The 14,972-nt window shown below is 45.8% G+C and carries 13 protein-coding genes; 8 read left to right on the top strand and 5 right to left on the bottom strand.

The features are described 5' to 3' along the window. Nucleotides 1-206 precede the first annotated feature (206 nt). A complete protein-coding gene (gene mnmC2, locus G3570_RS12415; protein WP_165142842.1) occupies nt 207-992 on the bottom strand; it encodes a tRNA (5-methylaminomethyl-2-thiouridine)(34)-methyltransferase MnmC2 in 786 nt (261 codons plus the stop codon). Further along, nucleotides 985-2,274 carry a DUF4097 family beta strand repeat-containing protein gene (locus tag G3570_RS12410; RefSeq protein WP_165142840.1) on the bottom strand — a complete coding sequence of 430 codons (1,290 nt, stop codon included), beginning with the start codon at nt 2,272-2,274 and terminating at the stop codon, nt 985-987. The genes mnmC2 and G3570_RS12410 overlap by 8 nt, the downstream gene beginning before the upstream one ends. A gap of 155 nt (nt 2,275-2,429) precedes the next feature. Between G3570_RS12410 and G3570_RS12405 the strand changes: the two genes are divergently transcribed. Beyond that, entirely contained in the window at nt 2,430-3,623 is a 1,194-nt protein-coding gene (locus G3570_RS12405; protein ID WP_165142838.1) for a M20 metallopeptidase family protein, read from the top strand. A 58-nt stretch (nt 3,624-3,681) separates the two neighbouring features. Continuing rightward, complete coding sequence (locus G3570_RS12400) at nt 3,682-4,794, top strand: NAD(P)/FAD-dependent oxidoreductase (protein ID WP_165142836.1); 1,113 nt, start codon at nt 3,682-3,684, stop codon at nt 4,792-4,794. A 47-nt stretch (nt 4,795-4,841) separates the two neighbouring features. On the opposite strand, the gene G3570_RS12395 is transcribed toward G3570_RS12400, so the two are convergent. Continuing rightward, entirely contained in the window at nt 4,842-5,477 is a 636-nt protein-coding gene (locus tag G3570_RS12395; protein ID WP_165142834.1) for an NUDIX hydrolase, read from the bottom strand. 349 nt (nt 5,478-5,826) lie between these two features. On the opposite strand from G3570_RS12395, the gene G3570_RS12390 reads away from it, so the two are divergent. The 3 genes from G3570_RS12390 (at nt 5,827) to rdgB (ending at nt 9,001) form a co-directional block, all read left to right on the top strand. Continuing rightward, nucleotides 5,827-7,047, top strand: coding sequence for a S8 family peptidase (locus G3570_RS12390; protein WP_165142832.1), 1,221 nt, complete (start codon nt 5,827-5,829; stop codon nt 7,045-7,047). Between the two features lie 152 nt (nt 7,048-7,199). Continuing rightward, nucleotides 7,200-8,204 (top strand): adenosine kinase, encoded by a 1,005-nt coding sequence (locus G3570_RS12385; protein WP_165142830.1) that lies wholly within the window; start codon nt 7,200-7,202, stop codon nt 8,202-8,204. 206 nt (nt 8,205-8,410) lie between these two features. Beyond that, the gene (rdgB, locus tag G3570_RS12380) at nt 8,411-9,001 is read left to right on the top strand and encodes an RdgB/HAM1 family non-canonical purine NTP pyrophosphatase (RefSeq protein ID WP_165142828.1); all 591 of its coding nucleotides are present in this window, start codon (nt 8,411-8,413) and stop codon (nt 8,999-9,001) included. A 16-nt stretch (nt 9,002-9,017) separates the two neighbouring features. Here the strand turns inward: rdgB and nagB are convergent, their stop codons facing one another. Both nagB and G3570_RS12370 read right to left on the bottom strand, forming a co-directional pair. Further along, nucleotides 9,018-10,937 (bottom strand): glucosamine-6-phosphate deaminase, encoded by a 1,920-nt coding sequence (gene nagB / locus G3570_RS12375; RefSeq protein WP_165142826.1) that lies wholly within the window; start codon nt 10,935-10,937, stop codon nt 9,018-9,020. Between the two features lie 61 nt (nt 10,938-10,998). Then, nucleotides 10,999-12,201 carry an anhydro-N-acetylmuramic acid kinase gene (locus G3570_RS12370; RefSeq protein WP_165142824.1) on the bottom strand — a complete coding sequence of 401 codons (1,203 nt, stop codon included), beginning with the start codon at nt 12,199-12,201 and terminating at the stop codon, nt 10,999-11,001. A gap of 199 nt (nt 12,202-12,400) precedes the next feature. On the opposite strand from G3570_RS12370, the gene G3570_RS12365 reads away from it, so the two are divergent. Genes G3570_RS12365 through G3570_RS12355 form a run of 3 tightly spaced genes read left to right on the top strand, consistent with a single transcriptional unit; the run spans nt 12,401 to nt 14,946 of the window. Next, nucleotides 12,401-13,942 (top strand): sodium:solute symporter family transporter, encoded by a 1,542-nt coding sequence (locus tag G3570_RS12365; RefSeq protein WP_165142822.1) that lies wholly within the window; start codon nt 12,401-12,403, stop codon nt 13,940-13,942. Between the two features lie 20 nt (nt 13,943-13,962). Beyond that, the gene (locus G3570_RS12360; RefSeq protein ID WP_165142820.1) at nt 13,963-14,475 is read left to right on the top strand and encodes an ankyrin repeat domain-containing protein; all 513 of its coding nucleotides are present in this window, start codon (nt 13,963-13,965) and stop codon (nt 14,473-14,475) included. A gap of 42 nt (nt 14,476-14,517) precedes the next feature. Then, nucleotides 14,518-14,946 (top strand): VOC family protein, encoded by a 429-nt coding sequence (locus G3570_RS12355; RefSeq protein WP_249067071.1) that lies wholly within the window; start codon nt 14,518-14,520, stop codon nt 14,944-14,946. Nucleotides 14,947-14,972: the final 26 nt, after the last annotated feature.

Here is a 14,972-nt window from a genome sequence, read left to right as displayed (position 1 = left end):
TTAACAGGTTTTCAGTTATTTAGGTTATCACGCAAGGCATTTCCGCTCCTCGGTGAATATATTTCATACCTGAATCGTAATAAGGTATTAACTTAGAGTTACTTATACCACTAAGAGGCACAAAGTAGCGCAAAGATGCACAAAGTACTAATTAGGCTCTTCCAAGCGTCCACGCTTGGAAGAGTTTAGGCTAATAAATTAATGCCCTAAAAATCTCCCTGCTCGTACCTTTCCTTCAGACGTTCATCATTGACGCGTTTCAGACCTTTCAGCTGACTTTCATCCAGGGCGGCGACGGTCATCTCCCTTTTGCCCAAAGCGCCGCGAGTTTTGGCCAGTTTCCAACCGGCCCATGCCATGGCCCCTTTAGCTGCAGATGCCGAGGAGTAGGTTGTTAAAATGACATTACGAGCACTGAGGTTTTTTAGTTTTTTAAAGGTTTCGCCCGTCCAGAGTTCTTCATTGACTTCCGGCGAAAAGGCGTCATGGAATATAAAATTGGCTTCAATACTTTCTGTCGGGAAGTCTCTGAAGAAGCCATAAAATACAGTCACATCCAGCCTGTCGCTCAAATTATAGTGATTCAACCCTTTCTCCAGTTGACTAAAAATTTTCTTCAGATGGTCAACACTTCCGGAATCTGAAAGGTATTCACAGAAATTGAAAGAAGCGGCCATTTCCGGACTAATGGGATAGGCTTCGACGGTATAGTAATGTACTTTTGCAGGATTCTCCAAGTTCTGTAATGCATCCAGAAGTAACAGTAGATTTAGACCTGTGCCGAATCCAACTTCGAGGATGGTCAAATCTTTTCCTGTTTCAAGCGCCTCATAGAGACCATTGACCTCAAAAAAGTTATGCTTGCTTTCGGCTACAGCTCCATTGGGATTATGGTAGTGCTGTTCAAAACGATGGGAATAAAGTGTATTGGAGCCGTCTTTGGTGGTTTTTAGCTGAGGATTTTCTGTACCGCTCGATCCTGTATCAGTCATGTGCAATGTTCACATTTCCATATTTGCACGATAGCGTCAGCGGGACTCCACCGCCATTGAGTGTACCTGAAATGCCGGTTTTAGACTTATTGCCGTCAAATTGAAAACCCTCTTCCATACTAACCATATTTCCCTTGGCCTTGATATCAGCAGATAAATTCTGCGGAATAACCAATGAGATATTACCGGCAGAGGTGACGAAACTCAACGGACCGGTTGCTGAAAGTATCTCAGCAGAAATATTTCCACCTGATGTTTTAGCATCAACTTGTCCATCAAATTGTTCGAGTTCAATATGTCCACCCCCGGTGGTTGCTGATAGATCAGCATTAGCGTTGCTGACCTTTATATGTCCCCCCGCAGTTTTCAACATGGCAGAACCATTTAAACGGTCACAGGTAATATGTCCGCCGCTGCTCTCTGCTTCCGTAGTACCCGAAATAGCATCGAGAATGATATGTCCACCTGAGGTAAACAGCTTGTGTTCACCATCTAGGTTATTGGCATTGATGTGTCCACCTCGTGTGGAAGCATCCAGCTTCATATTTTTTGGCATTTTAAGTGTGGCTTCCAGGTTGACACGATCGGAAAAACTGCTTTGACTTCCCGGACTTACCTCAAAATAAGCCGCTTCATTATCCACTCTATTGACCACTTCGAGATTATCCCGGATCTCTTTAGCGGATTCCACATTGCCTGTTGCCCGTATGGTGAGCTCCCCTTGAGTAGATTCTTCACCGATAATATTCAGATTTCCAAATCCCATACTGAGGTTAAAGGCCTTGAGTTCACCGAGGGGCAGGGATTTTCTGTAGATAAAAACGCCCGGGCTTGCTTCGGTCCAATTAGCCTCTTCAACATTATAGTCTTTATTTATAAAGATCTTCTTGTTTTGCAACTGAACCTTGTAGTCTGCCTTGTCGATATTCTGCAATTTTTCTTCAACCATACGAAGGGATTTTTCCACCGATTCCTGTTCGGCTTGCGTATTAATCCGCTCCTCAATGATTTTATCGAGATTCTTCAGTTCAAATTCAAGTTGTTCCAGATTTTCAATATTCTTCAGATTGCTAAGGTTTTCGAGATTTTTAAGATTCTCAAGGTTCTGAAGGTCTATAACAATGGTAGATGGAAGAGAAGGTTCAACGGTAAAGGCCTCGGGTGACTCAGGGGCTCTGGGTTCCTCCGGTCTGCTATCATGGTTGCCTATCAGATAGACAGCGATGGCAACAAATGCGATACCGGCCAAAACAATTTCCCAGGATCTGCTTGTATTATTCATATATCAATTTCGTTCTTAATTCCATGTTGGATAACCTTGTCTGGTTGAATACGCAAAAATAATGTAAAGGTTACGAAATGAAATAAAGAAGGTGATTAATTTTACGTACTTTAAATAATCAGAGGAAAACCGCACCCAAACAGTATTTCTTTATCATGGAGTTAAGTCAAATACAAAATCTCAGTAACGAATTCCATCAGGATATGGTTGGCATCCGGCGTCACTTGCACCGGAATCCGGAATTGAGTTACCAGGAATATGAGACAACGGAATATATTATCCAGCGACTTAAGAAGCTCAATATTTCGGTGGATCGTCCACTTAAAACGGGTTGTGTGGGGGTACTGAAAGGCGGAAAAAAATCCGATCGCGTGATTGCACTTCGTGCAGATATCGATGCGCTGGCTATCCGGGAAGAGGGAGAGCACAAGAAAGATTTTCTTTCAGAAAATTCGGGCATTGCGCATTGTTGCGGTCACGATGGCCACACGGCAAACTTGCTTGGTACCGCCAAAATACTTTCTCGCCTGCGTAAGGATATTGAAGGAACCGTACTGTTTATTTTTCAACCGGGCGAAGAGAAACTTCCCGGCGGGGGACGCATGCTTTGCGAAACCGGTTACCTGCAGGAAAAGGGAGTTGACGTAATTTATGGGCTGCACTCAAGTCCCGACTATCCACCCGGGACTATTGCAACGCGAAAAGGTCCTCTCATGGCCCGACCCGATGAATTTAGGATTGAGATACAGGGGACGGGCGGACATGCCGCTTCTCCTCATCTAACGGTAGACCCAATCATTCTGGCAGCTCGAATTGTAAATGATCTCCAGACGATTGTCAGCCGAAACATCAATCCGACCGAACCCGCAGTTGTTACGGTGGGTAAGATTACGGGTGGTACCACCCATAATATCATTCCGGGGAATGTAGAAATGCTGGGTACAGTTCGCACCTTTTCCCAGGAAACAGCTGAACTCATCCGGGATAAAATTGAGGCCATTGTAAAAGGTGTTACACAGTCTGCGGGGGCCGGCTACAGTTTTGAATTTGATTTCGGCTACCCGGCTGTGATCAATACCGATTGGTCTACCGAGGCAGTAATGGAGACGGCCAAAGAACTCTTTGGTAATGATTCTGTAATTGTAAGGGATGAACCTATCATGGCGGGTGAAGACTTTGCCTTTTATCAACAGCACTTTCCGGGGACCTTCTTCTTTCTTGGCAGCGGCAGCAAGGAGGCAGATTCTACCTACTCCTGGCATCACCCGAGGTATAATATCGATGAAGAGTGCTTTAAAACAGGATCAGCACTCATGGCCTCTCTTGTATTTCAGCCCATCCAGAAATAGTTTTATGATGTTGACAACTTAAAATCCATGACTAACAGTTAACTCCAATGGCTAAGTTATGTCTTCCAAATTTCAATATTCTTTTTGGGAAAAAGAAACCTTTCTGAAACCATATGATTTGATCATAATCGGTGCAGGTATTGTGGGACTTTCTGCTGCTCTTTTCACAAAACGTAACCATCCTTCCACACGCATACTGGTGCTTGATAAAGGATTTATGCCGGAGGGAGCAAGCACCCGGAATGCCGGATTTGCCTGTGTCGGGTCTATTACTGAATATATTGCCGACCTGGAAAAAGAGTCAGCTGAGGGAGTCAAGCAGCGTATTGTTAATCGTTACCGGGGACTAAACCTATTAAAGGAAACCTTGGGAGAAAACCATATAGGTTATGATGCCTGTGGGGGATACGAGCTTTTCACCGAAGAACAACCATTTGAAGAGGCTTCCGAGTATATTCCAAAATTCAATAAATGGATGGCCGAATTGACCGGAGAAGAGAAGGTATACAAGGCCGGAAAACTCAACGGGTATCATGTCATTCATAATCGCCTCGAAGGTGCTTTGCATCCCGGTAGCATGATGCAGCGCCTGTTGCAACTGGTGCGAGCGCAGGATATTGAGGTCAAATGGAATGTCAAAGTAGAAGGTGTCGAACAGGATGGTTCGGTGCTATTGGGAAATGAGATAAGACTCAAAGCCGATAAAGTGCTGGTAGCCGCTAACGGTTTTGTAAAAAAGTTGCTTCCTGAAGTGAAGGTAGAGCCGGCAAGGGGTTTTGTGTTTGTGACCAATGAATTAGAGGAGATGTCCTGGAAAGGGACCTTTCATCATGACCGGGGTTATATCTATTTTCGGAATATTAGTAATCGTCTGTTGATGGGAGGAGCCAGAAATATTGCCACCATTCAAGAAACAACCGATCAGTTCGGTGTGAATGAAAAGATTAAGGATCATCTGATAAAATTTTCTAAGGATGTGCTTGGGCTTGGTAAGCAGTGGCAAATTGAATCTGAGTGGTCGGGCATTATGGGTTTTACCGAATCCAAAACGCCGATTCTCGAGCGCCTGGATGATCATCGATTTGTTGCGGCCGGGCTAAGCGGAATGGGGGTAGCCATCGGCACGAAAATTGGCAGTCTGGCAGCCTCCATGGTTATGGGCAAGAAGTAGGATTTATGGCTTTAAGAGAAGGATAATCGGTTACTACCATTCACCCATTATTCTTCACCGGTATATTCACGGTAAAGGTCGAGCAGTTCATTCAGAATCATGGCGGTGGCCCCCCAGAGCGGAACTTCGTGGATGTCCCAGTAGGGAACTTCGTAGGAGTATTTTTTGAGGTCCCAATTTTCAACGGTCAGGTTCTTTTTAGCAGCCAGGGATTTTACCTCCACCGTAAAAGCTTCTTCCACTTCAGCAGGATTGGGCGTGAGTTCAGGAATGCTACCCATATAGCCCACCACCGGTTTCACAAGGTTATTTGAATGACTGACGTATAAGTCACTGAGCACTCCCAGTATTTCAACCGATTCTGGATTGATTCCTACCTCTTCATTCGCTTCCCGTAAAGCGGTTTCAACGTACGATTCGTTTTCATCCGAACGGCCACCGGGCAGGCTGATTTGTCCGCCGTGATCAATATCCCTGCTTCTCAGGGTCAGTATCAATTCCAGGCGCTCATCTTCATTAGGAAACAGCAGAATCAGCACGCTGCTTTTTTTAGCATTCGGCGGCGGCTCCAGTTCCCGGTTAGGCCCATCCGATAAGGGCGTCGGTGCCATTCTTAATTGGGCATTCAAGCCGGGAAGGGGTTTTTCAAGCCTCTTGGAAAGATGTTCTATAAATGGTTGCATACCTCAATTTCTATAAATAGGGATAAAAAAACAGCAAATATTGAAAAGCCGTTCAAGGGTAATATTGGGAGAATTGTGTTAAGAGTGACTATCGAAACTATATAAGATATCCGGACCAAAATGGTGATTTTTCAGATCCGAAAAGTTACTCTATTTACATGCTTTCCAGTTAATTATCGACACCATATTAATAATTTGTAACATATCGGTTTTTTGTTATTCTTGTTAGAGTTAGGGCAAATAAAAAAGGAAAAAGCAATTCTTATCAATTATAAATTTAGGGAACACGCATTTCTGGATGTTGTCCTTCAAGAGCTATTACATTAATCAGAATAAATAGAGGTTAACTATGCAGACAAGTTATGCAAAGATAGCAGGCGCATTTTTATTAATTGCCATGTTCGCATTTTACGGTTGTGAACAGTCAAATATTACGGATGTCAGTCCGGCTCAGGATGAGCAGATTGAATCCCGTTCGGGTGATCCAATTCCGGGGCAATATATTGTAGTGTTTAAAAATACAGACTCAAAAGGCAAGGCAATATCCGGTATTCAGGTTGAGGATATGCGAAGCAGCATTCTAAGGGATAATGCCATTGCAAATGATGCTGTGTTTAAACAATACAATAAAGCCCTGCCGGGTTTTGCGGCACATTTGACGGATGAAGAGATCAACCGGCTGAAAGCAGACCGTCGCATCGACTATATTGAACAAGATAAGGTGGTCATGCTCGCGCCTCCCTGCGGCACGCCCAATGGCGGATCCTGTGACGGTGGCGGTGGAGATGGCGGTTCGGGTCAGACTACACCGTGGGGGATAACCCGTGTTGGCGGACCTGTTGCGAGTTCCGGCACAGCCTGGATTCTCGACAGCGGTATCGATCTGGACCATCCCGATCTTAATGTGGATGTAAACAGAAGCGCTACGTTTATCAGCAAAGGAAAGGATTCTAAGAATGCTGATGACGGCAACGGTCACGGAACCCACGTAGCCGGTACCATTGCCGCACTGGATAATGACATTGATGTAGTCGGTGTTGCTCCCGGTGCCAGCGTCGTAGCGGTTAAAGTACTTGACAGCCGTGGAAGCGGTTCCTATTCAGGCGTTATTGCCGGTGTTGATTATGTAGCCGCCAATGCGTCCAGCGGAGATGTTGCCAATATGAGCCTTGGCGGACCAACTTCGCAGGCACTGGATGATGCCGTTAGAAATGCTGCGGATGCAGGTGTCAGGTTTGCCCTTGCCGCCGGAAATGACGCAGATAATGCCAATAACTATTCCCCGGCCCGTGTGGAGTATACTAATGTGTGGACTGTATCGGCTACCGATGATACCGATACATTCGCATCATTTTCAAACTATTCAGGACCTACCGATCCGCCCGTTGAATTTGCTGCTCCGGGTGTAGGCATACTTTCGCTCTATAAAGACGGCGGTACAGCTACCCTGAACGGTACATCTATGGCGAGTCCCCATGTTGCGGGATTACTGCTATTGGGCAACCCGACATCCGACGGTACCGCCAGCAATGACCCTGACGGTGATCCGGACCCTATCGCTCATAATTAATTTTGATAGCTGGTTATTATTTAAGGCGCCTGTATTTTGCAGGCGCCTTTTTTTATTGAACTGAAAATAAACTTTAATACCCTTTCTTTAGTTTGTACTTTCTTCGTTTAAAGCAAAATGAATGAATTAATAGCTGTCCAAATAATAGTTCTATGAAGAAAAAGTATAATGTGTATGGTATCGGCAATGCGCTGGTCGATATTGAATTTGAAGTCACTGACAAATTTCTTGAAAAGCATGATGTAAAAAAGGGATTGATGACCCTGGTAGATGAGGAGACGCAATTCCGTATGATCGATGATATCCATCATGCCGAAACCGTACAGAAACCCGGAGGTTCGGCGGCCAATACCGTATTTGCCCTGAGTCAGTTTGGAGGAAAAGCATTTTATTCCTGCAAAGTAGCCAACGATAAGTTCGGAGAAATTTACCTGAACGATATGAATGAGGCCGGCATTGTCACCAATTTTGAGAATCAGGAACGGGAAGAGGGGATAACCGGTAAATGCCTGGTTATGATAACCGAGGATGCCGAACGCACCATGAATACTTTCCTGGGCATCACCTCTACACTGTCAACCAAAGAGGTGGATGAAAATGCCATCAGGGATTCGGAATACGCCTATATTGAGGGGTATCTTGTTACCTCTGAAAATGGACGTGAGGCGATGAAGCAAACCAAGAAAATTGCCGAAAGCTATGATGTAAAAACTGTGCTCACCCTTTCTGATCCTTCCATAGTGAGTGGCTTCAAGTCGCACTTTGAGGATATTATCGGCGCTTCTGTTGACCTGCTTTTTTGTAATGAAGAGGAAGCTAAGATGTATACCGGTAAGTCGGATTTGATGGAAGCCCGGGAAGCGCTTAAGAAAGAGGCCAAAAAATTTGTCATCACCCAAGGAAGCAACGGCGCGATGATTTTTGATGGGGACACCTTTATTGACATCGAGCCCTATGATGTGAAAGCTGTCGACACCAATGGTGCGGGTGATATGTACGCGGGCGCTTTTCTGTACGGCATTACTCATGACATGGGCTATGCAGGAGCCGGGAAGCTGGCAAGTATTGCAGGGTCGAAAGTTGTTTCTCAGTACGGGCCGCGCCTGAAGTGGCATGAGGTACAAGAGCTGCTGCACGATATGAAGGAGAGTATTTAGGGCAGGCTGAGTTACTGTTTTAACCTCTATGTAACAAGTAGTATTTAAGGTATAAGGTAAAAGTAAAAGGTATAAGGTATAGGGTGTAAGGAACTTTGTGTCACTCTGTGGTTTCTCTGTGAAGCACTGTGTAATAGCCTTTTACACTTATACCTACAGAACTTAGCGTGATAGTTGATCATACAATCACAATCAAAAATCTTGAAATGGATACCATCGTCCTTGCCTCGCGCAACAAACATAAGATTGAAGAACTCAAAGAGACGCTTCGACCGCTCGGTATTAAACTGAGATCAGCTCTCGAATTCTCGCACCTCGAAGAAGTGGAGGAAGACAAACTGACCCTGGAGGGGAATGCTCTCAAGAAAGCCCGTTATGTATACGAAGAGACCGGCCTTCCTGCTCTCGCCGATGATACCGGACTCGAAGTGGACGCCTTGGACGGCCGCCCGGGAGTATTCTCCGCCAGATATGCAGGAGAAAATGCCAGTTACGAGGATAATGTAGAAAAACTTCTTGCAGAGCTCGCCGGAGTGGACCTCAAGGATCGACGCGCTCAATTTAGAACGGTAGCAGCGCTGGTATCGGATGAGGGGACACACACCTTTGAAGGAGTATGCCGCGGGAAAATCCTGAAGGAAGAACGAGGCGAAAAAGGTTTTGGCTATGATCCCGTATTTCAGCCTGAAGATTATGAGGAAACCTTTGCGGAAATGGCTTCAGAGATCAAAAATGAAATAAGTCACCGCGGTAAGGCTATTCAGCAGTTACTCAACTGGCTGAATGAGCACCGATAAGCCATTTCATTTATTATCACAACCTGTATTGTACAAAAGCTTCAATGGCTTCATATTCGGCAAAACCCAGTTTATCATAGAGCCGGGCGGTGTTGCGATTACGCTCTTCTGAACGCTGCCAGAACTCCCGCGGGTCCGGTCCCGGAAACAGCGGACGATCTTTTTGCGACTGGTGCTTAAATATGGCTTTTCTCTTTTTCGCAAGCTCCTGCGGACTCAATGGTACAGCCATTTCAATTTGATTGATGTCCCATTCCTGCCAGGCTCCGCGATACAGCCAGACAAAACAATCTTCGATCCAGTCGTCATCTTTGCAGGTTTCCAGGGCTTTATATATCGCTTGCAGGCATACACGGTGTGTTCCGTGTGGGTCAGAGAGGTCACCTGCAGCATAAACCTGGTGGGGTTTCACCTCTCGGAGAAGTTCAGTCACAATATCAACATCGGCCTGAGAAAGCGGTTTCTTCTTAACCCTCCCGGTCTCATAGAATGGCAAGTCCAGGAAATGCAGTTTTCCCTCCGACAGGCCGCAGTAGCGGGCAGCAGCTTTAGTTTCATTGCGACGAATCAATCCTTTAATCTCTTTTATTTCTTCCGAATCGACCTGCCCCGGTGTCTTGTCTTTTAGAAAACTTTTAATCTCACTGAGCATCTCTTCCGCTTCTTCGTGCTCCATCCCAAAGAGTTCGTTGTAGTCTGATACAAAATCCACAAATCGAACTACATCGTCGTCGAAGACCGCGATATTGCCTGAGGTTTGGTATGCTACATGCACATCATGCCCGTGTTCTACTAACCGAATCAGAGTACCGCCCATGGAGATAACATCGTCATCCGGGTGAGGACTGAAAATAATTACACGCTTTGGAAAAGGCTTGGCCCGCTCCGGTCGGTTGGTGTCGTCAGCTTCCGGCTTTCCACCGGGCCAGCCTGTAATAGTATGCTGTAGCTCATTAAATACTTTTATGTTTATGTCATAGGCCGGCCCAAACTGGGTAAGCAGGTCACCCATCCCATGTTCGTTATAATCTTCATCGGTCAGCTTCAGTACGGGTTTATCTACTTTTCGGCATAGCCAGACCACACCTTTGCGAATCATCTGATCATCCCAATCGCAGGAGGTGAGCAGCCATGGGGTTTTGCGCCGGGTCAGTTCTGCGGAGGAGGCGTCGTCGAGGATGACGGTGGCATCCGTATGGTTTTGCAGGTAGGTGGCCGGTACGCTCTCCCTAATAGGACCTTCAATAGCTTCTTGAATGACGGGTGCCTTGCCTTCTCCCCAGGCCATCATGATAACCCGCCGGGCATCGAGAATAGTGCCGACCCCCATGGTAATGGCACGGCGCGGCACATACTCCTCACCGAAGAAATCGCTGGCGGCATCCTTACGGGTGATCCGGTCGAGGGTAATCAGTCGGGTCCTGGAATCCGGCCGGGAACCCGGCTCGTTAAATCCGATATGTCCGGTACGCCCGATACCCAGCAGCTGTATATCAATTCCGCCGGCATCACGAATCTGCTGCTCATACAGCTTGCAATATTCGGTAACCTTATCTTCCTCTACCGTACCATCGGGTATATGCACTTGTTCATCGGGTATGTCGATATGATCGAAAAGGTGTTCTTTCATAAACCGTACGTAACTTTGAAGGGAATCAGGCTCCATAGGATAGTATTCGTCCAGATTGAAGGTGATAACATTTTTAAAGCTCAACCCTTCTTCTTTGTGCAGCCTGACCAGTTCGTCATAAACTTTGGTAGGAGTCGATCCGGTAGCAAGTCCCAGTACGGTGTTTTTATCGTTTTTATTCCGCTGGCGGATAAGGTCCGCAATTTCTTTGGCAACATGTTTCGATGCCTTTTTCGAATCCTCAAAGATTTCGGTGGGTACCTTTTCATAGTATCTTAGTCGGGCTTCGGCATCCGGATATTTCATAGTATCAAATGGTATTTAACTGAGATTTATAGTAAATATAATTCTGATTGTCATCTTATGCTCATTTAGGAAAAGAGATCTTCCCAAAATTTACTTTCTGAAGTTGTTTTGAATGATTCTCCAATCGGAATCCCTCTCCCGCAAGAGTTTCATTAGCCAGCACCGCAAAAAGCACAGCCTCTTTAGCGTCAGGATCCAGGCCTAATTTTTTGAAATTCTGAATCCAGTAGCCGGGCAAATGCTCTTTAAGCCACTTCATAAGCAGCTTATTGTGAACTCCGCCGCCGCTGACATAAACCTGAATATTATCATCGTCATGCTCCAAATTGTGGATGGCTTCCGCAATGGTTTCAGCTGTCAGCCGAGTTAGCGTAGCAATCAGATCCTCAGGTTCAGGGATTGCTATCTGATTTGCGGATAATATTTCCAGAACCCAGGCAAGGTTAAACAGTTCAGGTCCGGTGGTCTTGGGTATGGATCTTTTAAAAAAGGGATGCTCCTTCAGTTTATTCAGAAGGGTTCGGTCGACTTTGCCGGACTGTGCAATTTCTCCATCCTTGTCATAGTTCCTGGCAAAATATTTTCGCACAGCTGCGTCAATGAGCGTGTTTCCCGGACCGGTATCTGTGGTCATTGCGGGCCGGTGGTTGCCTTTCCCGGCAGGTAGCAGAGTCAGGTTTGCGATACCGCCAATATTCAATAAGATGCGATTTTCATGAGCATGTCGGAACAGTATTTCATCAACCAAACCCGCCATGGGAGCTCCCTCACCTCCGACCGCCGTATGCTTTTGCCGGAAGTCACTTATCGTAAGTATTCCGGTCTTGGATGCAATATGATCTCCATCCCCGATTTGCAAGGTAGCATTCGGCAAATCATTTACGCCGTGTTTGCTTTTTGGGGCGTGAAATATTGTCTGCCCGTGGCTGGCAATACAATCAACATCTAAAGGTTTTATACTCCATTTATCCAGTGTATCCAAAATCATTTGGGCATGCAGCTCTCCCAGTCTTGCATTCATGATGCAAACCTTTTCCAATTCTGCCTGCTCTACGGAGGTTATCTCTGATAGAGCCTCCCGGGTATTTCTGTCATAAGAGATAGTATCAAACCGGACAAGATCCACCGAGGTATCGGTACCGGAACCGGTAACATCGCAAAGAGCGATGTCCAAGCCATCCAGTGATGTGCCTGACATTAGTCCGACAATTCGCCGCGTCTTTTTTCCCGAAATACCCGATAGTTTTGAAATCGAGGGGTTCATGTAAGTCTTTAAATCCCGTGGTTTATATACCTCAATTATAGCAAATGAAGATGAAAATCCCTCGACACTAAATCGGATTTCATTACCTCCTATTTGAATCAAACATATGCCATATAGAGAGGCTAAAAACAAATACTGTATTCTGTTGCAAATACCTAGTATAATGATTTGAATTTATTCGAAATCTAATCCGGTTGGTGTGGGATTTTCAGTTATAGATTATACCGTTATCGTAATTTACCTGGTGGGTGTTGCCTTTTTAGGGATACGCATCGCGGGGAAGCAGACTTCTACTTCCGACTATTTTCTTGGCGGTCACGACATACCCTGGTGGGCCGTACTATTCTCGGTGGTGGCTACGGAAACCAGTACCCTTACGTTTATCAGTATACCGGCGGTAGCCTATGGCGGGAACCTCACCTTTCTGCAGATTACTTTTGGATATATTGTAGGACGTATTTTAGTGAGCCTGTTTTTTCTGCCAAAATATTATGAAGGGAACCTGTCGACGGCCTACCAATTTCTGGAACAGCGTTTCGGCCCCTCTATGCGGAATGCAACCAGCAGCACTTTCATGGTTACCCGCCTGCTTGCCGATGGAGTCCGTCTTTTTGCCACGGCCATACCCCTGGCCATTATTTTGAGATTGGGCGGTGCCTTTTCAGGATGGGGTGACCTTGAGATCTACCTTCTCTCTATAACGGCCATTTCGGTGATAACCTTGGTATATACTCTAATCGGTGGTATTAAAGCGGTCGTTTGGATGGATGTAATGCAGATGGGAGTTTATATAGGCGGTGCGCTTTTTGCAGCCGCTATCATGATTGCGGATCTCCCGGCTGGAATTGCAGGAGCCATGGATATGGCGCGTGATTCCGGAAAGCTTCTTCTTATTGATTTCGGTTTTGACATGGAATTTACGGAATTCATTGCACAGCCCTATACCTTCTTTACCGCTCTTATTGGTGGGGCTATATTTTCGGTGGCTTCTCATGGTACCGATCAGCTGATCGTGCAGCGCCTGTTGACCACCCGGAATCTTAAAAACAGTCAGAAGGCACTGATCTGGAGCGGGGTAGTCGTAGCCCTGCAGTTTGCCCTTTTTCTTGGAATCGGACTTCTGTTATACGGTTTTTACAATGCCCAGACTCCGGCAGAGTTAGGGTTGGCCACTACCGATGAGATCTTTGCCAAGTTCATAGTTGAACAGCTTCCCGTAGGCTTCTCAGGACTTATCGTAGCCTCTCTTTTTGCCGCTGCCATGAGCAGTCTCAGTTCTTCACTGAACTCCCTGGCATCGGCAACAACGCTGGATTTGTACAAGCCCTATTTTGGCAAGGAGAATACACAGGAAAAGGATCTGAAAATATCACGGATCATTACCATGGTTTGGGCTTTTATCCTGACCGGGTCAGCGTTTTTCTTTGCTGTATTACAGCTTCAGGAGGGCGAACGTCCCGCGGTTGTAGAATTGGGACTGGGCATTGCTTCTTATACCTATGGAGGCCTGTTGGGTGCTTTCGTACTGGGTCGCTGGTTTAATAAGCCTGATAAAAGAGATGCCATGATCGGCTTTTTCGCCGGTTTGATCTCGCTGCTCTTCATGGTAAAAGGTCCGGTTCAAAACCTGTTGCCTGGAGAGGGACTTGCCATTGCCTGGCCTTTATATACAGTGGTAGGGAGTATGATTGTAGTAGTTGCAGGTTATATCTCATATTTGATTCGTACTTTTACCAAATAATATCTAAGTAGGAGATCATTTTGGTCAATGAATTAGGTATAAAACTGGACCGTGCTTTTAAAAATAATGATTTTGAGTTTCTCAGAGCACTACTTGGGAACAGGCCGGATTTTCCCAATTGCCGGGAGACCGGGGTCGGCCATTTACTGGAATATGCCCTGTATCACAGTTCCTTGAGTTTTATAAAGAAATTACTGGTAGCCGGGGCAAATCCAAATTATGAAGGTAATGATGGATTTCCTTCAATCATTGCTGCTCTCTCCTCGGAAAGAGATGAGCGAGAGGATATGATTGGCTTGTTGTTGCAGTACGGCGCCGATATCAACCAGCGCGGATTAAATGACTGGACCCCGCTACACTGGGCTGCAGCCGGCAATGATGTCAGGCTCATCAACTATTTATTGGATCAAGGGGCCGATCCCACGATTCGAACACGTATTGATGACAAAGCCACACCCTTGGAACAAGCCGAAATACTGGGATGTATCGAAGCAGTAACGGCTATTAAAGAAAGAACCGGAGAGGGATCATAAGCATTGAATATAAATTCTAACATTTAAGAGGAGGAGATCATTATGAAACGAGTAACAGGAATAGGGGGAGTGTTTTTTAAAAGTGAAAATCCGGAAAAGTCAAAAGAGTGGTACCGGAAACACCTGGGTATCCAGAGCGGTCAATATGGCGGCACATTTGAGTGGCGGCATGCCGAAGATGAAAAGAAAAAAGGCTTCACGGCGTGGGGACCTTTTGATAAGGATACAGACTATTTCGCACCGAGCAAGAAAGACTTTATGTATAATTACAGGGTGGATGATCTGGAAGCCCTGTTGAAAGTTCTGGAAGAGGAAGGAGTAGAAGTCGTCGGCGAAATGGAGGTCTATGATTATGGCAAGTTCGGGTGGATTATGGATCCCGACGGTCAAAAAATTGAGCTGTGGGAGCCAAACGACAGTGTCTATGAGAATATGGCGGATGAGGAAAATAATACGAATAAGAGCAGTTAAGTAATCACACAGCTTTTCTAAACTTT

This window comes from Halalkalibaculum roseum (assembly GCF_011059145.1).
Classification (GTDB): domain Bacteria; phylum Bacteroidota; class Rhodothermia; order Balneolales; family Balneolaceae; genus Halalkalibaculum; species Halalkalibaculum roseum.
This window is presented reverse-complemented; position numbering and strand designations above follow the sequence as displayed.

Bases quoted from the DNA above. Each gene is read 5' to 3' on its own strand.
- mnmC2 (WP_165142842.1), bottom strand. From the start codon at position 992: ATGACTGATACAGGATCGAGCGGTACAGAAAATCCTCAGCTAAAAACC.
- G3570_RS12410 (WP_165142840.1), bottom strand. From the start codon at position 2,274: ATGAATAATACAAGCAGATCCTGGGAAATTGTTTTGGCCGGTATCGCA.
- G3570_RS12405 (WP_165142838.1), top strand. From the start codon at position 2,430: ATGGAGTTAAGTCAAATACAAAATCTCAGTAACGAATTCCATCAGGAT.
- G3570_RS12400 (WP_165142836.1), top strand. From the start codon at position 3,682: ATGTCTTCCAAATTTCAATATTCTTTTTGGGAAAAAGAAACCTTTCTG.
- G3570_RS12395 (WP_165142834.1), bottom strand. From the start codon at position 5,477: ATGCAACCATTTATAGAACATCTTTCCAAGAGGCTTGAAAAACCCCTT.
- G3570_RS12390 (WP_165142832.1), top strand. From the start codon at position 5,827: ATGCAGACAAGTTATGCAAAGATAGCAGGCGCATTTTTATTAATTGCC.
- G3570_RS12385 (WP_165142830.1), top strand. From the start codon at position 7,200: ATGAAGAAAAAGTATAATGTGTATGGTATCGGCAATGCGCTGGTCGAT.
- rdgB (WP_165142828.1), top strand. From the start codon at position 8,411: ATGGATACCATCGTCCTTGCCTCGCGCAACAAACATAAGATTGAAGAA.
- nagB (WP_165142826.1), bottom strand. From the start codon at position 10,937: ATGAAATATCCGGATGCCGAAGCCCGACTAAGATACTATGAAAAGGTA.
- G3570_RS12370 (WP_165142824.1), bottom strand. From the start codon at position 12,201: ATGAACCCCTCGATTTCAAAACTATCGGGTATTTCGGGAAAAAAGACG.
- G3570_RS12355 (WP_249067071.1), top strand. From the start codon at position 14,518: ATGAAACGAGTAACAGGAATAGGGGGAGTGTTTTTTAAAAGTGAAAAT.